Source organism: Mesorhizobium sp. BR1-1-15, from assembly GCF_020165475.1.
Taxonomy (GTDB): domain Bacteria; phylum Pseudomonadota; class Alphaproteobacteria; order Rhizobiales; family Rhizobiaceae; genus Mesorhizobium.
On record NZ_JAIUIF010000020.1, the window covers coordinates 1 to 17,447 of the forward strand.

At 62.5% G+C, this 17,447-nt stretch carries 20 protein-coding genes; 3 read left to right on the forward strand and 17 right to left on the reverse strand.

Features of this window, described 5'->3' with window-relative positions; translation table 11 throughout:
- The 5 genes from LB541_RS25235 to eno all read right to left on the reverse strand — a co-directional run.
- Positions 1-472: biotin/lipoyl-containing protein (locus tag LB541_RS25235; RefSeq protein ID WP_224619858.1), on the reverse strand; the 472-nt coding region annotated here is incomplete at its 3' end.
- Positions 473-490: 18 nt separating this feature from the next.
- The gene (locus tag LB541_RS25240; protein WP_140501348.1) at positions 491-1,882 is read right to left on the reverse strand and encodes a pyruvate dehydrogenase complex E1 component subunit beta; all 1,392 of its coding nucleotides are present in this window, start codon (positions 1,880-1,882) and stop codon (positions 491-493) included.
- A 15-nt stretch (positions 1,883-1,897) separates the two neighbouring features.
- On the reverse strand, positions 1,898-2,935 hold the full coding sequence (gene pdhA, locus LB541_RS25245; RefSeq protein WP_140525504.1) for a pyruvate dehydrogenase (acetyl-transferring) E1 component subunit alpha: 1,038 nt from the start codon (positions 2,933-2,935) through the stop codon (positions 1,898-1,900).
- A 214-nt stretch (positions 2,936-3,149) separates the two neighbouring features.
- Complete coding sequence (locus tag LB541_RS25250) at positions 3,150-3,473, reverse strand: FtsB family cell division protein (RefSeq protein ID WP_140501344.1); 324 nt, start codon at positions 3,471-3,473, stop codon at positions 3,150-3,152.
- Positions 3,474-3,630: 157 nt separating this feature from the next.
- Entirely contained in the window at positions 3,631-4,905 is a 1,275-nt protein-coding gene (gene eno / locus LB541_RS25255) for a phosphopyruvate hydratase (protein ID WP_140501342.1), read from the reverse strand.
- Between the two features lie 199 nt (positions 4,906-5,104).
- On the opposite strand from eno, the gene LB541_RS28570 reads away from it, so the two are divergent.
- The gene (locus LB541_RS28570) at positions 5,105-5,227 is read left to right on the forward strand and encodes a hypothetical protein (RefSeq protein ID WP_263483006.1); all 123 of its coding nucleotides are present in this window, start codon (positions 5,105-5,107) and stop codon (positions 5,225-5,227) included.
- Between the two features lie 70 nt (positions 5,228-5,297).
- On the opposite strand, the gene LB541_RS25260 is transcribed toward LB541_RS28570, so the two are convergent.
- The 7 genes from LB541_RS25260 to LB541_RS25285 form a co-directional block, all read right to left on the reverse strand.
- On the reverse strand, positions 5,298-5,663 hold the full coding sequence (locus LB541_RS25260) for a PRC-barrel domain-containing protein (protein ID WP_140501340.1): 366 nt from the start codon (positions 5,661-5,663) through the stop codon (positions 5,298-5,300).
- A gap of 172 nt (positions 5,664-5,835) precedes the next feature.
- Entirely contained in the window at positions 5,836-6,681 is an 846-nt protein-coding gene (gene kdsA / locus LB541_RS25265) for a 3-deoxy-8-phosphooctulonate synthase (protein WP_140557261.1), read from the reverse strand.
- Complete coding sequence (locus LB541_RS25270; protein ID WP_140501350.1) at positions 6,678-7,568, reverse strand: VOC family protein; 891 nt, start codon at positions 7,566-7,568, stop codon at positions 6,678-6,680. Before LB541_RS25270 ends, kdsA begins: the two co-directional genes overlap by 4 nt.
- Before the next feature lie 48 nt (positions 7,569-7,616).
- Positions 7,617-7,907: a Dabb family protein gene (locus LB541_RS25275; RefSeq protein WP_140501335.1), complete on the reverse strand. Its 291-nt coding sequence runs from the start codon at positions 7,905-7,907 to the stop codon at positions 7,617-7,619.
- Positions 7,908-8,025: 118 nt separating this feature from the next.
- Positions 8,026-8,160 carry a hypothetical protein gene (locus tag LB541_RS28575; RefSeq protein ID WP_263486323.1) on the reverse strand — a complete coding sequence of 45 codons (135 nt, stop codon included), beginning with the start codon at positions 8,158-8,160 and terminating at the stop codon, positions 8,026-8,028.
- A gap of 201 nt (positions 8,161-8,361) precedes the next feature.
- On the reverse strand, positions 8,362-10,341 hold the full coding sequence (locus LB541_RS25280; RefSeq protein ID WP_140650873.1) for a bifunctional 2',3'-cyclic-nucleotide 2'-phosphodiesterase/3'-nucleotidase: 1,980 nt from the start codon (positions 10,339-10,341) through the stop codon (positions 8,362-8,364).
- Positions 10,342-10,492: 151 nt separating this feature from the next.
- Positions 10,493-11,758 (reverse strand): NAD(P)/FAD-dependent oxidoreductase, encoded by a 1,266-nt coding sequence (locus LB541_RS25285; protein ID WP_140525508.1) that lies wholly within the window; start codon positions 11,756-11,758, stop codon positions 10,493-10,495.
- A gap of 165 nt (positions 11,759-11,923) precedes the next feature.
- Here LB541_RS25285 and LB541_RS25290 point away from each other — a divergent pair, with 165 nt between their 5' ends.
- Entirely contained in the window at positions 11,924-12,583 is a 660-nt protein-coding gene (locus tag LB541_RS25290; protein WP_140501329.1) for a 5-formyltetrahydrofolate cyclo-ligase, read from the forward strand.
- Between the two features lie 30 nt (positions 12,584-12,613).
- On the opposite strand, the gene LB541_RS25295 is transcribed toward LB541_RS25290, so the two are convergent.
- Positions 12,614-13,087 carry an Lrp/AsnC family transcriptional regulator gene (locus LB541_RS25295; protein ID WP_140501327.1) on the reverse strand — a complete coding sequence of 158 codons (474 nt, stop codon included), beginning with the start codon at positions 13,085-13,087 and terminating at the stop codon, positions 12,614-12,616.
- 158 nt (positions 13,088-13,245) lie between these two features.
- On the opposite strand from LB541_RS25295, the gene ald reads away from it, so the two are divergent.
- Positions 13,246-14,361 carry an alanine dehydrogenase gene (gene ald, locus LB541_RS25300; protein ID WP_140501325.1) on the forward strand — a complete coding sequence of 372 codons (1,116 nt, stop codon included), beginning with the start codon at positions 13,246-13,248 and terminating at the stop codon, positions 14,359-14,361.
- A 376-nt stretch (positions 14,362-14,737) separates the two neighbouring features.
- Here ald and LB541_RS25305 read toward each other — a convergent pair whose 3' ends face one another.
- The 4 genes from LB541_RS25305 to sseA all read right to left on the reverse strand — a co-directional run bounded on the left by LB541_RS25305 (position 14,738) and on the right by sseA (position 17,420).
- Entirely contained in the window at positions 14,738-15,205 is a 468-nt protein-coding gene (locus LB541_RS25305; RefSeq protein WP_140525509.1) for a DUF1203 domain-containing protein, read from the reverse strand.
- Positions 15,206-15,348: 143 nt separating this feature from the next.
- A complete protein-coding gene (locus tag LB541_RS25310) occupies positions 15,349-15,906 on the reverse strand; it encodes an OmpA family protein (RefSeq protein WP_140501321.1) in 558 nt (185 codons plus the stop codon).
- A gap of 96 nt (positions 15,907-16,002) precedes the next feature.
- Positions 16,003-16,566: a GNAT family N-acetyltransferase gene (locus LB541_RS25315; protein ID WP_140501320.1), complete on the reverse strand. Its 564-nt coding sequence runs from the start codon at positions 16,564-16,566 to the stop codon at positions 16,003-16,005.
- A 2-nt stretch (positions 16,567-16,568) separates the two neighbouring features.
- Positions 16,569-17,420, reverse strand: a complete 852-nt coding sequence (sseA, locus tag LB541_RS25320; RefSeq protein WP_140501318.1) for a 3-mercaptopyruvate sulfurtransferase — start codon at positions 17,418-17,420, stop codon at positions 16,569-16,571.
- Positions 17,421-17,447 lie beyond the last annotated feature (27 nt).

The window sequence follows — 17,447 nt, forward strand, 5'->3', positions numbered from 1 at the left end:
GGCGCGCGCGCGGCGAAGCAACGGGGCGCCCTCCCCCCCCCCCCTTGGGGGGAGGGTCGGCAGGCCTTCCGGCCGGGGTGGGGGGCGCGGCGGTGGGTTCACCCGCGGCGCGACCTCCCCCATCGGACGGAGAGGTGGGACTCTCGGTCTTCGATGTCTCAGCCTTGGGAGGCTCCGCTTTCGCCGGTGCGGCATCGCCACCGCTTTTCGCGGCGGCACTTGCGTCCTCACCCTCGGCGGCAAGCACGGCGATCAGCGCATTGACCTTGACGCCTTCGGTGCCGGCGGGAACGACCAGTTTCGCCACCGTGCCCTCATCGACGGCTTCGACTTCCATCGTCGCCTTGTCGGTCTCGATCTCGGCAATGACATCGCCGGGCGAAACCTTGTCGCCCTCCTTCACGAGCCACTTCGACAGATTGCCCTCTTCCATGGTGGGCGAGAGGGCCGGCATGGTGATGTTGATTGGCATTGTGTCCTCCCGCCCGGTTCAGCGATATGAGACGGCTTTGACGGCCTCGATGACCTCGCCGACATTCGGCAAAGCCAGCTTTTCGAGATTGGCCGCATAGGGCATCGGCACGTCCTTGCCGGCGATGGTGATGACCGGCGCGTCGAGGAAATCGAAGGCTCGCTGCGACACCTGGTTGGCGACATGGTCGCCGACCGAGTTCTGCGGGAAGCCTTCTTCCACCACGACCAGCCGGTTGGTCTTCTTCACCGAGGCGATGATGGTGTCGAAGTCGAGCGGACGGATGGTCCTGAGATCGATAATCTCCGCGTCGATGCCCATGCCGCGCAGTTCCGCTTCGGCCTTGACCGCATAGGTCATGCCAATGCCGAAGGAGACGATGGTGACGTCCTTGCCTGATTTGTGGATGCGCGCCTTGCCGATCGGCAGCACGAAGTCGTCCAGCTTCGGCACGTCGAAGGACTGGCCGTAGAGGATTTCGTTTTCGAGGAAGATGACCGGGTTCGGATCGCGGATCGCCGCCTTGAGCAGTCCCTTGGCGTCGGCGGCGGTATAAGGCATCACCACCTTCAGGCCTGGTATGTGGCTGTACCAGGCGGCGTAGCACTGAGAATGCTGGGCGGCGACGCGAGCCGCCGCGCCGTTCGGCCCGCGGAAGACGATCGGCGCGCCCATCTGTCCGCCGGACATGTAGAGCGTCTTGGCGGCCGAGTTGACGATCTGGTCGATCGCCTGCATGGCGAAGTTGAAGGTCATGAATTCGACGATCGGCTTCAGCCCAGCCATCGCCGCACCGACCCCGACGCCGGCAAAGCCGTGCTCGGTGATCGGCGTGTCGACGACGCGACGCGGTCCGAACTCCTGCAGCAGGCCTTGGGTGATCTTGTAGGCGCCCTGGTACTCGGCAACTTCCTCGCCCATGACGAAGACATCGCCGTCGCGGCGCATTTCCTCCGCCATCGCATCGCGCAGCGCTTCGCGCACCGTGGTCGAGACCATCTCGGTCCCGGCGGGTATGTCAGGATCGGCGGCGACTTCCGTCTTCGGCGCGGCCGCCACAGGCGCCGCTGCCTCGCTCTTGGCCGCAGCGGGTGCCGGTGTCGGCGCCTTTGCCTCAGTCTTGGCGGGCTCTTCACCGATGCCTTCGCCGGCCTTGTCGACGTCTTCGCCATCGACAGCCAGCACGGCGATCACCGCGTTGACCTTGACGCCTTCGGTGCCTGCGGGAACCACGATCTTGGCAAGCGTGCCCTCATCGACAGCTTCGACTTCCATCGTCGCCTTGTCGGTTTCGATCTCGGCGATGACGTCGCCGGCGACGACCTTGTCGCCCTCGTTCTTCAACCACTTGGAAAGATTGCCCTCTTCCATGGTCGGCGAAAGGGCGGGCATGAGAATTTCGATCGGCATGTCCTTGCCCTCCCGTTACAATACGATGTCGGTCCAGAGCTCGGACGGATCCGGCTCGGCGTCGTGCTGGGCAAACTCGGCGGCATCGGCGACGACGTCGCGAACCTCCTTGTCGATGGTCTTCAATTCGTCCTCGCTTGCCCACTTCTTCTGGATCAGCCGCGCTTTGACCTGCTCGATCGGGTCATGCTCGGAGCGCATCTTCTGCACTTCTTCCTTGGAGCGGTATTTCGCCGGGTCGGACATCGAATGGCCCCGATAGCGGTAAGTCTGCATTTCGAGGATCAGCGGCCCATTGCCGGCACGGCACCATTCGGTAGCGAGATCGCCGGCGGCCTTGACAGCACGCACGTCCATGCCGTCGACCTGGATACCGGGAATCTTGAACGAGGCGCCGCGATTCGAGAAGTCGGTCTCCGCCGAGGAGCGCGATACCGAGGTGCCCATGGCATAGCGGTTGTTCTCGATGATGTAGATCACCGGCAGCTTCCAAAGCGAGGCCATGTTGAAGCTTTCGTAGACCTGGCCCTGGTTTGCGGCCCCGTCCCCGAAATAGGTCAGCGTGACATTGTTGTTGCCGCGATAGCGGTTGGCGAAGGCCAGGCCCGTGCCGAGCGACACCTGCGCGCCGACGATGCCGTGGCCACCGTAGAAATGCTTCTCCTTGGAGAACATGTGCATGGAGCCGCCCTTGCCCTTCGACAGGCCGCCTCGGCGGCCGGTCAGTTCGGCCATGACGCCACGCGGCGACAGTTCCATCGCCAACATATGACCGTGGTCGCGGTAGGCCGTGATCATCTGGTCACCGTCGATCAGCGCCATCTTCATACCGGTGACGACCGCTTCCTGGCCGATGTAGAGATGGCAGAAGCCGCCGATGAAGCCCATCCCGTAAAGCTGGCCGGCCTTTTCCTCGAAACGGCGAATAAGCAGCATGTGCCGGTAGGCGGCGAGCTCCTCGTCCTTGGTGAATTCCACTGGTTTGGGCGCGGAAAGGCCCGATTTGCCGTCGGATTTCGATTTGGCAGGCGCTTTCCTGGCTGCGGTTGCCATGCATCACTCCCTGTTGGCGTCTCTTCGCGGACATTTCGAGCAAGATGAAATCTGCTCGAGCAAGATGAAATCTGCTCAGGGGAGATCAGCTCTCCCCACTGATTTTGGGGAGGCTAACACGTGAGAACGTGTTCCGCCATGTCGAAATTGCATAGCTGGCATGCGACTAAGCAATTAGAATCATTGAAAATATTGGTGATTAACCTGATATTGGTTACTTTGCCGAGACCGGCAACATGATGGTGATTTCGTCGGCCTGGGACAAATTCAGCGCCTTACGCGCCTGCTCGTCGAGCATGTCCTTCTCCAGCGTGCCGTCGTGCATCAGCTTGACGCGCCGTTCCAGCTCCATCCTGCGCGCCTTGATCGCATCGAGCTGGGCCTGCAGGGCAACAGTCTCGGCCTCCAGCTGGTATTTCGAATTGATGCCGAACTCGCCGTGATAGGCATGAAAGCCGAAATAGGCCAGGAACACCGCGCAGAGCGAGGGGATAATCAGCCGGCCGGTGTTTCTCTGTTTGTGCTGACGCGTCCACATCGTCCGTTCCCTCGCAGTCGCGAACTCGGGCGACCACGGTCTTTTTCGCTCCATTGTGCTTAACGGACGGTTACGGATGACGCGTCCACAGGCGCTCCAACGAAAAAGGGCGGGAATTCCCGCCCCTCACCGCCATCCCTGTGTCAGATGCTCCGGCTCAGCCCTTCAACATCGACTTGCCGGCGTAGCGCGCCTGCTTGCCGAGTTCTTCCTCGATGCGGATGAGCTGGTTGTATTTGGCCATGCGGTCGGAACGCGACAGCGATCCGGTCTTGATCTGCCCGCAATTGGTGGCGACGGCGAGGTCGGCGATGGTCGAATCCTCGGTCTCGCCCGAGCGATGCGACATGACGGCGGTGTAGCCGGCCTTGTGCGCGGTCTCGACGGCATCGAGCGTCTCGGTCAGCGATCCGATCTGGTTGACCTTGACCAGGATCGAATTGGCGACCCCCATGCGGATGCCATCGCGCAGGCGCGCCGTATTGGTGACGAAGAGATCATCGCCGACGAGCTGCGTCTTCTTGCCGATCAGGTCGGTCAGATATTTCCAGCCTTCCCAGTCATCCTCGGCAAGGCCGTCCTCGATCGAAATGATCGGATAATCGGCGGCGAGCTTGGCCAGGTATTTCGCCTGCGCCTTCGGATCGCGTGTCTTCTTCTCGCCTTCATAGACGTAGTTGCCGTCCTTGAAGAATTCCGTCGCAGCGCAATCGAGGCCGAGCGCAATCTCCTCGCCCGGCTTGAAGCCGGCCTGCTCGATCGACTCCATGATGAAATCGAGCGCCACCGGCGCGCTCTTCAGGTTCGGGGCAAAGCCGCCTTCGTCGCCGACATTGGTGTTGTGGCCGGCGTCCTTCAGCTTCTTCCTCAGCGTGTGGAAGACCTCAGAACCCCAGCGCACGCCTTCGCGCAGCGTTGGCGCACCGACCGGCAGGATCATGAATTCCTGGAAATCGATCGGGTTGTCGGCATGGGCGCCGCCATTGATGATGTTCATCATCGGTACCGGCAGCAGATGCGCCTTGGTGCCGCCGACGTAACGATAGAGCGGCAGGCCGGCGGCTTCGGCCGCGGCCTTGGCCACCGCCAGCGACACGCCGAGAATAGCGTTGGCGCCGAGCCGGCTCTTGTTGGGCGTGCCGTCGAGTTCGATCATGGTCTGGTCGATGTGGATCTGGTTTTCGGCTTCCATGCCGCCGATTGCCTCGAACAGTTCGCCGTTGACCGCCTCGACGGCCCGCAGCACGCCCTTGCCGAGATAGCGGGCGCCGCCGTCGCGCAGTTCGACGGCTTCATGCGCGCCGGTGGAAGCTCCAGACGGCACGGCCGCGCGGCCCATCGAACCGTCTTCGAGCACGACATCGACCTCGACGGTCGGATTTCCACGGCTGTCCAGGATTTCACGCCCGACAATGTCGATGATGGCGGTCATTGCGATGTCCCCGATTGATCTGACGAAACGTCGCGCCCGTCTTAGCCAAAGCGGCGCAAAAGGCAATCGGGCCACCGCCAATTATTGCCGCCGGCGCGATTCACGAAGCGCAAATTCCTGTCATCATAAGTCATGCGCCATAGGATGGCCGCCGGTCTATGATGGCGGCTGCGCGGGGCGAAACAGGAGGAGTTTCGCCATGTCCGAGTTAAGCGGTATCGTGAGTTTGTTCCTGATCGCGGCGGCGTTCCTGACGTCCTGCGACAACCAGCAGCCTCCACAGGGCGCGGTGCAACTGTCGACCCTCCGCAGCGCGGAGTAAGCACGGCAGGCGATCATGTAAAAGGCCCCCGCTGCGTTTTGCGGGGGCCTTTTCACGTCAGGCTGGCCGGTCAATGCCAGTAAGGCTCGACCTTGTAGTAATTGTAGGAGGCGTCACGTGCGGCCTCGCCATCGGCGCCCGTCAGCTCGTTGATCGAATAGGCGGGAGCGGCTTTCAGCTGGTCCTTCGAGAATGGCACGACATAGCCGCCCCTATCCTCATCGTAATCCAAACTCGCCCACGGGATGGCGTGATATTTTTCACCCATGCCAAGAAAGCCGCCAAAACCGATCACAGCGAACATGATGCCGTTGGACAGCTTGTCGAGCATGACGTCCTCGATGCTGCCGATCTTCGTTCCTTCGGTGTTATAGACGGATGTGCCGATGACCCGCGAAGCAGCGATAGCCTCTGTGTGTCCTGCCTGGGTTGTCATGATGTGCTCCTCATTGTCGTTGCTCTGGACTTTCACAATGAGGGGCGAGATCGAAGGTTCCCGACTTTTCCGCCGGTCTGTTCGACTTTTTCCGCCTGTATGAAGGTGACTTCTCACTGACGTGGCAGGCCGATATATGCCCTCCGCGGCGACGACCTTCAGTTGCGCCGGGTCAGCGGGCCTTCGCCACCCGGTCGAACGCCATCAACCTCTCCAGAAGTGCCGGCATGTCCTTCAGCGGCACCATGTTCGGTCCGTCGGACGAGGTCGAATTATCCGGATCCTGGTGGGTCTCGATGAAGACGCCGGCAACGCCGACGGCGACAGCCGCGCGGGCCAAGGTCTCGACAAAGCGGCGTTCGCCGCCGGACGAACCGCCCTGCCCGCCCGGCTGCTGGACCGAATGGGTGGCGTCGAAAATCACAGGCGCGCCGATGTCGGCCATAATGGGCAGGGCCCGCATGTCGGAGACGAGCGTGTTGTAGCCGAACGAGGCGCCGCGCTCGGTGGTCAAGACATTGGCGTTGCCGGAGCCGGTGATCTTGGCCACCACGTTCTTCATGTCCCAGGGCGCGAGGAACTGTCCCTTCTTGACGTTGATCACCTTGCCCGTCCTTGCGGCGGCAACCAGCATGTCGGTCTGGCGCGACAGGAAGGCCGGGATCTGCAGCACGTCGACATGCGGCGCAACGATGGCGCACTGTTCCTCGGTGTGGACGTCGGTCAGTACCGGCAAGGAGAATTCCTTGCGCAACTCGTCGAAGACCGGGAGCGCCGCCTCCATGCCGGCACCGCGCGTTGCCGACAGGGAGGTGCGGTTGGCTTTGTCGTAGCTGGTCTTATAGACGAGGCCGATGCCCAACCTGCCTGTCAATTCCTTCAGCGCGCCGGCCATGTCGAAGGCATGCTGGCGTGATTCGAACTGGCAGGGGCCGGCAATCAGCGACAGCGGTGCTGCGTTGTCGAAGACGACATTGCCGACGGTTACCGATGAATTGGGCGCCAAGGCGTTGCTCATTGTATCTCCCGAAAGATGAAGGCCGCGCCCTGCCCGGATGTCGGCTGCACGACGATATCACTGCCCGACATATCGTATCTGATGGAATTGGCTGCAAGCAGACCTGCCGCCACAGCGGCACGCCGAACCGAAAAGACGACTGCCGCGAAGCGGAGTTGCGTCGGCTTACCGGCGGGCACGCCAAAGCGTGCCGTGAAAGAGGCCGGGTCGAGTACAGCCAAGATAGCGTTAGGTAGACGAAAAATGGAGGCGCGCGCGTCAGCCGTCGGATCGTTTACTGCCACGGAAATCAGCCGGCGCTGCTCGGCGGGCTCGTCGCTGATCGCCACGATCTCGACAATTCCCGTGGCACCGTTGGCATGAGCCTGCAGCGCTGTGCGGTCCACTTCCGGCGCGTTGACGCGCTGGCAGGCGAACAGGAACGCATCGGTTGAACCCCCGGTCGACGCGAAGGCCAGTTTGAATGACGCCATGTCGCTTTTGCCGGCAGCGTCGGTGAACGCCCGCGAAAAGCCCAGCATGTCCCCGCCCGACAGGCTCGCATCGACAAAGCGTGCATGGTCCGCATCGGCGTCGTCCGTGGTCAGGACCACGGCGGAAAAACCTTCATTGCCATTGCGGTCACGATAGAGCCGGTCGCGCGCGACGAAGACATTGCCCTGGCCGGCGGCCTTCATCGCGGCCTGATCATCGCCTACAGCCAGCGGTTCCAGATAGGTGCCGTCCGCGAGGAAGACGCAGCAATTTTCCGTGCCGAATGGATGGATGCCTGTCGGCGCGACGATGAAGCCGAGGGCCGTTAGCCGCGCCCGCGCCACATCCAGGCTCGAGGTCGGCAGCACGAGGTGATCGAGCGGATGAGTGCCTGTGGGTGGTGTTTGGATCATGCCAGCGCGGTGTGCATCATTGCGCAAAAGGGTTCAAGGGCGCTCGAATCAGCTTCCGGCCACCACATCGGCGGAATAACGCAGTTCGCGCAATGGCTTGACCCTGCTGGTGGTCTGCGCATAGAGCGGATGCGCCTTGTAGGCGGCCAATGCGGCGGCATCGGTGAACTCGGCGTAGACGACCACGTCGATCTCATCCGACAGCGGATCGACCTTGGTGTTCAGCGTCACCTCGAACAGGCTGGAATGGGGAATGCCGCCGAGCGCCAGCAGCCCAGAGCGCACTGCCTCCACATCCTCGCCACGCCGCGCGCTGAAGAAAACGATATGCCGGATCAACCCCGCCTCCTCGATCAAAAATCCGGGGTCTTTTGTGACGACGAAACCGTCAGGTCAACCGTTCAGGGTGCCGCGCGTCCTTGCGACGCGCCCGGGATGCACGAGACCTGAACGGGAACTAGGCCTTGCCGGTGACGTAACGCACCACGTGAGAGACATTCCTCACCGTCATATCGAGGTACCGGCCCTGGTTGTAGAGACCGTCCCAGATCAGGAAAAACGCAACGGCGGCGATGACGATGACATAACGCATGGCTAATCTATCGCATAAGCCCGGCTGTGCTCATAGACGTTTCCGCCAGGCAAAGACGGGATCCGTGTCGACCCTCGTCCGGTATATGAACTCTCGGCACCTGGAACTGCCAAATCAATGCCGGCGCGCCTTCGATCTCGTCGCCGGGCGACTGGCCGGGCATGATCCAGAAATGGCCCGCGGCGCAATTGCGAATGGCGGTCAGAGAAGGATGCGGTATTTCGCAAATCCTGCCTCGCCGGCGCCCGCCGGCTCGATCTTCAATGACTTCACTTCGGCGATGAGGTCCTTCGCCTTGGGCCCTGTCTCGAACACGACGCTGGTTCCGGGCAGCGGCGCGAACGACCAGTTGCCGTCCGCCGACGGGTTGATGGTGCCCTGCTTGACGATGTAGCGGACGATGACGTCGCGGTTGGTGTCTGGCGCTTCGTAGATAATTTTGGAAGCGTCGATGTCAGGAAAATTGCCGCCGCCGCCGGCCCGGTAGTTGTTCGTTGCAACGACAAATTTCTGATTGGGATCAATCGGTTTGCCGTCGAACATCAGGCCGACGATGCGATTGGCACTAGCATTCGCCAGCCCGCCCTTGGCATCGTATTTCGGCGGCTGCGACAGATCTATTCTGTAGGTGACGCCGTCGATAACATCGAAATTGTAGGACGGAAAGTCGGTGTTGATGAGCGCCTGGTCGGCCTTGCCAGGTTCGATCCGGTTGAAGATGCCGGCCGACATTTCCAGCCATTCCTTGACCTGCGCTCCGGTGATCTCAACGGCCCGCACGGTGTTGGGATAAAGGTAGAGGTCGGCGACGTTCTTGATGGCGATGTCGCCTGCCGGCACATCGGTGTAGTAGTCGGCGCCGTTGCGCCCGCCGGCCTTGAAGGGGGCTGCCGCCGACAGCAGCGGCACGTCCTTCCATTGTGTGTTTTTCAGGATGTCCTGGAGGTACCAGGTCTGCGCCTGGCTGACGACCTGAACCGACGGATCGTCGGCGACCAGCGCGAAATAGGAATAGAGCGGCGCTGCGGTCTTGCCGACGGGACGACGCACATAGGCGAGCGTTGCCTGATGGTCCTGCTCGAGCGCGGCGATGATGCGGTTGTCGTCCGCGACAGTCGGCTTGTTCTTGTTGTCGACACGTTCGAAGATCGGCCGCGCTTCCGAGGTGGCGGACACGATCTTCCATTTCGAGCCGTCGCGCTCCAGCATCAGGTCGATCAGGCCCATATGCGAGCCCCAGAAGCCGCCCATGACGGCCGGCTTGCCCTGCAGCGTACCCTTTTGCGCATCGACGCCTTCGAGCGCCTGAAAATCCTTCTTGCCAGGGAACACCAGATGCTGGTGACCCGTGAACACCGCGTCGATGCCTTCGACGCCGGCGACAAAGAACGATGCGTTCTCCATCATATCGCCCTGCTTGACGTCGATGCCAGAATGCGAGAGCGCGATGATAATGTCGGCGCCCTCTTCCTTCATCTGCGGCACCCAGGCCTTGGCGGCCTCGACAATGTCGCGCGTTCTGACATTACCTTCGAGGTTCTTGAGATCCCAGACCATGATCTGCGGCGGCACGAAGCCGATGATGCCAATCCTGATCGGTTGCTCGGTGCCTGAACCGTCGCTGATCTTCTTGTCGAGGATGACGTAGGGCTTGAGGTAGAGCTTGTCGTCGCGCGGGTTCGCGGCAAGCTCGGTGCCGCGGATCAGGTTGGCGCAGACGAAGGGGAAATTGGCGCCGGCCAGAACCTTGTCCATGAAGGACAGGCCGTAGTTGAATTCGTGGTTGCCCAACGTCGAGCACTCGTAGCCGAGCAGGTTCATGCCTTTCATGATCGGATGCAGGTCACCGTCCTTCATGCCCTTTTCATAGGCGATGTAGTCGCCCATCGGATTGCCCTGCAGCAGGTCGCCATTGTCGATCAGCATCGAATTAACGGCTTGCTTGCGCACCGCGTCGATCAGGGAGGCCGTGCGCGACAGTCCCATCGTGTCATTCGCTTTGTCGGCGTAATAGTCATAGGGCAGCACATTCACATGGATGTCGGTGGTCTCCATGATCCGGAGATGCGCCTGGTTGGCCTGGGCGCGGGCGGAGAAAGGGTGAAGCGCAATTAGCGCGCCCGTGGCGGCGGCGCCCGCGAGGAGACCGCGGCGGGAGACGGAATGGAGCGGCTGCGACATGTTTTCTCCTTTTCGACGACACGAAAGACCCTGCCCGAAGCGAACTTCGCGCTGAAACCTATTCGAGTCCATTCAAGAAGTTGCGCGCGTCGGAGCTGTCAGTCGATCAGCAACAGATGACGCGCGGATGAACGGTCGCAAGCGCGGAAGATCAGCCCTTGTCGTCGTCGCCCTGCGTGATCAGGCGGGCGCTGCGTTGGCCCGTGACGTAGATCCATAGCCAGCTCAGCGACACCGCGAGCCGGTTGCGGAAGCCGATCAGGAAATAGATGTGCGCCAGTCCCCACAGCCACCAGGCCGGCCAGCCGGTCAGCCTGATCCAGCCGAAATCGATCGCCGCGGCGCGCTTGCCGATCGTGGCCAGGTCCCCGGCATGCTTGTAGTGGAACGGCCGTACGCTCGTATCACCGGCAAGCCTGGCCTTGATGGTCGCGGCAACATGGCGGCCCTCCTGCTTGGCGGAAGGCGCCACGCCGGGAACGGGCCGTCCATCGGGCCGCAGCACGAGAGCGGCGTCGCCGATGACGAAAATCTCGGGGCTGCCCGGCACGGTGAGATCGGGTTCAACCAGCACCCTTCCCGCCCGGTCGGCGGCGGCGCCCAGCCATTCGGCTGCCGGCGAAGCGGCAACGCCCGCCGCCCACAATATGGTCCTCGCCGGCAGATGCGTGTCGCCGAAGACGACGCCCTCGGCGTCGCAGCGCGTGACCGCCCGGCCGAGTTCGATCGTCACGCCGAGCCGCTTCAACGCCTTTCCGGCATAATCGGACAGTTTCGGCGCAAAATTGGCCAGTATGCGGTCGCCAGCCTCGATCAGCACCACACGCGTCTCGCGCGTGTCGATGTTGCGGAATTCGCCGCGCAGTGTGTCGTGCGCCAGTTCGGCAATGGTGCCGGCAAGTTCGACACCGGTCGGACCACCGCCGACGATCGCAATCGTCAGCAGCGCCTGGCGCCTGGCAGGATCGGTTTCCCGCTCGGCCTGCTCGAAGGCGAGCAGAATGCGCCGTCGAATGGTGGTGGCGTCCTCCAGCGTCTTCAGCCCTGGCGCGAACGGCTCCCATTCGTCGTGGCCGAAATAGGCGTGTCGGGCGCCGGTGGCGAGCACCAGCGTGTCGTAGGCGACGGTGCTGCCGTCATCGAGCAGCACGCGTTTTCCGGCTCGGTCGATGCCGGTGACATTGGCGAGCAGCGTCGTCACGTCCTTGCGCTTGCGCAGCAGGTGGCGGATCGGCCAGGCGACCTCCGAGGTCGCCAGCGCCGTCGTTGCGACCTGGTAGAGCAGCGGCTGGAAAAGATGGTGATTGCGTTTGTCGATCATGGTGATGCGCACGGGCGCACCGGCGAGAGCGCGGGTGAATTCGAGGCCGCCGAACCCCGCCCCTACGACGACGACATGGTGATTGGCTTGATCCATCGCATTCACCCTGACCAGCAATATCGCATGCCTTTGATGTAGGAGCTTTTGTGCAATGCAACAACACGAAGGCCGTGCCCGAGACTCGTCGTTCCATGTCGTGAATGCACATGTCGCATCCCCCCGCCGGGTATAGCGTTATGGAAAACAGCGATGAGGTGAAGCATGGCCAACGATCACGACGACCAGGGTCCGGCGCAATATTCCTCGCCGCCATGCTTCATGCACGAACTCGATCCCGCGTTTCACGCGCCGATATCCGATTGGACCGACGTCAGACGATGGCGCAAGGCCGAACGGGAACGCCTGATCGCGGCGCGTCTCGCGGTTTCCGCCGATGCGCGAACGGCGATGTCGCAGAGCATCGCCGGAGCCCTCGACGCGGCGATCGGCGATATCGCCGGCCGCATGGTCAGCCTCTATTGGCCGTTTCGCGGCGAGCCGGACCTGCGGCCATGGATGGCCGCCATCAATGAACGAGGCGGGCGCACCGCGCTGCCCGTCGTCATCGAAAAGGCACAGCCGCTGATCTTCCGGGCCTATGTTCCGGGCGACCGGCTGGAGAAGGGCGTGTGGAACATTCCGATTCCGGCCGAGGGCGAACCGGTCTTGCCCGACATCGTCATCTCGCCGATCGTCGGCATCGATTCCGGCAATTATCGCCTGGGCTATGGCGGCGGGTTCTACGACCGAACGCTGGCGGCGATGCCGTTCAAGCCGCTGGTCATCGGCGTCGGCTACGAATTGCAGCGAATCGCCACCATCTACCCGCAGCCGCACGATATCCCGATGGACCGGATCGTGACGGAGGCTGCCAAGGCGTAGACGGCTGAAGGCGTGGAAGGCTGAGAATGCTCAGGCCATTTCGGGCTTCAGGCCCATCGCCGTCCGGTCGACGATTTCGCGCAGGGCAAAAGACGAATTGATCTTCGTCACATGCGGCATCGCCGACAGCCACTCCTTGTGGATGCGTTCGTAGTCGGCAAGGTCCTTGGCCGCGATCCTGAGGATGTAGTCGTACTCGCCCGACATCAGGTGGCAGGACAGCACGTTCGGGCAGCGCTTGATCGCAGCCTCGAAATCCGACAGCGTCTTCTCGAACTGGCCCGACAGCGATATGTGCACGATCGCCGTCATCTGGTGACCAAGTGCTGCATTGGAAAGCCGGGCATGATAGCCGCGGATGGTTCCGGATTTCTCCAGATTGTCGAGCCGGCGCGAACAGGCCGACTGCGACAGGCCGACCCTTTCGGCAAGGGCGGCGTTCGGCATCCTGCCATCCTTCTGCAAGGTCTCCAGAATGGCGATATCAATCCTGTCGAGTGGCATTCTTCGTGATTCCTGCGAATTTTTGCGCATTCTACGCAACAATTATCGAATAGCGAACCCTCCTGCAAGTGCATTCGCAAACACTTACGCAACGATTCGTGGTTGACTGCGTCAATACAGGGAACGAGCCCCGAAGGGCCGTGTCAGGAGAAAAGAAAATGCGCGTCGGCTGCCCCCGGGAAATCAAGAATCATGAATATCGCGTCGGACTTACGCCCGGCTCGGTCCGCGAATATGTCGCCCACGGACATGAGGTGCTGGTCGAGACCGGCGCCGGGGCCGGCATCGGAGCCGACGACAACGCCTATCGCGCTGCCGGCGCCACCATCGCCAAGACGGCGGCCGATGTGTTCGCCAAGTCGGATATGATCGTCAAGGTCAAGGAGCCGCAGCCTAACGAATGGGCCCAACTGCGCGATGGCCAGATCCTCTACACCTATCTTCACCTTGCTCCGGATCCGGAACAGACCAAGGGCCTGCTCGCTTCGGGCGTTACCGCCATCGCCTATGAAACGGTGACCGACGACCGGGGCGGCCTGCCGTTGCTGGCGCCGATGTCGGAAGTCGCCGGCCGCCTGTCGATCCAGGCCGGCGCCACGGCGCTGCAGAAGGCCAATGGCGGCCGCGGCGTGCTGCTCGGCGGCGTGCCCGGCGTGCTGCCCGGCAAGGTCACCGTGCTCGGCGGCGGCGTCGTCGGCCTGCACGCAGCCAGGATGGCGGCTGGCCTGGGCGCCGACGTCACCATCATCGACCGCTCGATCCCGCGCCTGCGCCAGCTCGATGACCTCTTTGCCGGCCGCGTCCATACCCGCTACTCGACCGTGGAGGCTCTGGAAGAAGAGTGCTTTTCCGCCGACATCGTTGTCGGCGCCGTGCTGATCCCGGGTGCTGCGGCGCCGAAGCTGGTCTCGCGCGAAATGCTTTCGGGCATGAAGAAGGGGTCGGTGCTGGTCGACGTTGCCATCGACCAGGGCGGCTGCTTCGAGACCTCGCACGCGACCACGCATGCCGAGCCGACCTACGAGGTCGACGGCGTCATCCACTATTGCGTCGCCAACATGCCGGGCGCCGTGCCGGTCACCTCAGCACATGCACTCAACAACGCGACTCTGCACTATGGCCTTCAGCTCGCTGACAAGGGCCTGAAGGCGCTGGTCGACGACCATCATCTGCGCAATGGACTCAACGTCCACAGAGGCAAGATCACCAACCGTGCGGTCGCCGAAGCGCTCGGCTACGAACTGGTCGAACCGAAGGCGGTTCTCGCGGCCTGATTCTCCTGAGAGGATACCTGCCTCCCGTCAGCCCGCCGGTCATTCCCGGCGGGTTTTTTCTTTCCGGATTGGCGGCTGTCAGGCCTGCACCCGGCTCGGACTTAAAACATGTGCCGCAACCTGCGTCTCGGCGCCAATTGCAAGTTTAACTGAGCCCTCCAGGCAAATAGTCGAAGCCCATATGCTTCTTTGCGCAGAAAATTTCTGTGGAAGGTTCAGGCAAACAAAAAAGCGGAGCCAAGGCCCCGCTTCCTCGAGGTCGAGATTTGCCGCCGGTTCATCCGCGGTCGACAAATCGATCGACGGCTACCCGTGTACCGCAATGGTATGACAGGAGTACGACAGCGCTCCGCTATCGCACCGCCACATGCGCCCGTCAGACACGTTCGATCCGGCACTGGAAGCAATTGTTGCGCGCCGAGCGGACATGCACGTAGGCAATCTCGTCGCGTTCCAAGAGAGCCTCGGCGCGCGCGGCGATCGCATCGGTCGCAATGACGCCACCGCTGCCATAGACGATGCGGTCATCCCTGCCGTAGCCGCGCACTATATAGTCCGGGCCTTCGAGAATTTCGGGAAGTGCCTGAGATTCCGCGGCGCGCTCGCATTCCTGCGCGTGAAGGAAGATCGGTCCGGTCTCGGCATAGGGCTGAAGTTTGGGGAATGGCCGGTAGGCCAGGATGAGATAGTCGTCTCCGTCGGCGATGTTCTTCAGGCAATGCCGGCATGGCATGCCGTCGCCGTCGGAGACCTTACGCTCGGGCGTGTTTCCATAGGCATCGGGCCCGCCGCGCTGAAGCGCTCGTACATCTTGTGTCGGCAAGGCTTTGAACTGGATGGTCATGGCGAAAATCTCCGATGTCGTTGATCGGAAATTATGCGCATCAGCCCCCGCCTCCCACCCGATTCCTGACAATCATTGGCCCTTGGTCGGCTTGTTCCAGCCGACCAAGGCAAGGCGAACTTTACCGGATTGTCGGAACTCCCTCAGCGAATGAAGTCGTCAAAGCGACGGAGGGTGACCCGCCGGTTCCGCCAGTTTTCGTTCTGCGTCTGCACCAGCAGGAATTCCTCGCCATAACCGACCGTCTCCAAAGCATAGGCCGGCACGCCGAACTCGCGCACCAGCGTGCGCTTCAGCGAGGCGGCGCGCTGTTCCGACAGGATCCGGTTCGATTGGAAGGAGCCGACGGCGTCGGTATGGCCCTCGATGAGGACGCGCGCCCCGGGGTTGCGGCGCAGGATACGCTGCAACGCATCGGCGATAGTGTCGATCTTGTCGTATTGCGAGCTGGAGATCGCGGCCGAGCCGAAAGCGAAATTGATCGACTGGATATCGATCGACCGGGCCATGCGGCGCAGGTCCGGCCGGCGCTTGAACTCACGGATGGTGACGCGCTCGTTCGGGCGCAGCTTCACGCGGGGTGCCGCCTCGAGCTTTCGTTCGATGGTTGCGGCCGAAGGCGTTGTCGCCTGCGCGGCGGCGAGACCGGGCATTGCGATTGCCGCGATCAGCGCGGCGGCAAGGGTACGGCGGGTCAGCATGTCTTTTCTCCTTCGGCCCGTATTATGTGCGGGCAAGATGGCAGAGACAGGCTGAAGCGCGGATGAACGAGAGGTTCAGCTTTTGTGAGGGCGTCGCTATGGCCGCATGACGCTGGCCGAGCGCTCGGCGAAGGGCAGAGGGTGAACGGTCTCCTTCTTCTGCGCCACCGGCGCGAAGCCGAGCTTCTGGTAGAGCGGCAAGGCAGCAGGATGGTCGAGCGTGCAGGTCTGCACCGTCACCCGCTTCGGTCCATACGACCAAGCCGCGGCGATCGCCGATCCCAGGAACCAGCGGCCGATGCCTTGCCCGGTGGCGTGTTCCATCATGCCGAAATAGGCGAGCTCGACTTCTTCCGGCAGATGCGGCTTGAGGTCGAAAAAACCGGCGGGTGCGCCATCGAGATAGAGCACCCTGATGTCGCGATCCTCGCGGTGGATGCCGGCCGAAAGCTCGTCGTCATCCAGCCTCAGCACATTGACCCAGTGCCATTTACGCCCCACCCGATCCATCAGGTACCGGTAGAAATGCAGCGGAATGTCTTTAGTTTTCAGGAGTGCGACCTGGCGGTTGTAGGGCATGGGCGGCGACACGGCCGGTGGCGCATGCATCTCGAGGAACGTCACCGTGACTTCGATGTCCTTCAGCTCGCCGTTTTCCATCGTCATTCCTTGCCTGTCACGACTGGTGTGTCGGAGAGACCGCCCCATTCGGTCCATGAGCCGTCGTAAAGCCTGTTGTCGGTATGGCCAAGCGTTTCCAACGCAAGCGTGATCACCGCCGCCGTAACGCCGGAGCCGCAGGAAGTGACGATAGGCTTCGACAGATCGAGGCCGGCGTCCTCGACCACCTTGCGCAACCGCTCCTTCGGCAGAAGCACGCCGTTTTCCGACAGCGCCGAATAAGGCAAGTTGCGCGCGCCCGGCATATGGCCGGAACGGACGCCCGCGCGCGGCTCCGGCTCCGCGCCGGTGAAGCGCCCTGCCCCGCGCGCATCGGCAATCTGGCTTTCCCGGGTTCCGACGATGCGGCGCATATCGGCAAGGCTGGCGACCCGGCCGGCGTCGAAATCGGCGTGGAACACGCTGGGCGCGATTTTGGTCGGTTCGGCCGTCACCGGCCGGCCGGCCGCTTTCCAGCCATCGAAACCACCGTCAAGGATATACGTCTGGAAGACGCCCATCACCCGGAACATCCACCATGCCCGAGGTGCCGAGAAAAAGCCCGGGCCGTCATAGACGATGATCGTGTCATCTGCCGAAACGCCCATCGCGCCGACATACTGCGCGAAATGCTGCGGCGACGGCAGCGTATGCGGCAGCGCGGCGTCCGGATCGGAGACCGCGTCCTGATCCAGGAAGCGGGCGCCCGGAATGTGCCCAGCGTCATACTCGGCGCGCGCGTCGCGGTTTTGCGCCGGAAGATACCAGGATGCATCGACAATCGTCAGGCCAGGCTGGCCCAAACGCTCCTGCAACCAGTCAGCGTCGACGGTGAAAGGACTGTCTTCAGCCATTGTGGTTCTCCTGCCGCCATTGACCAG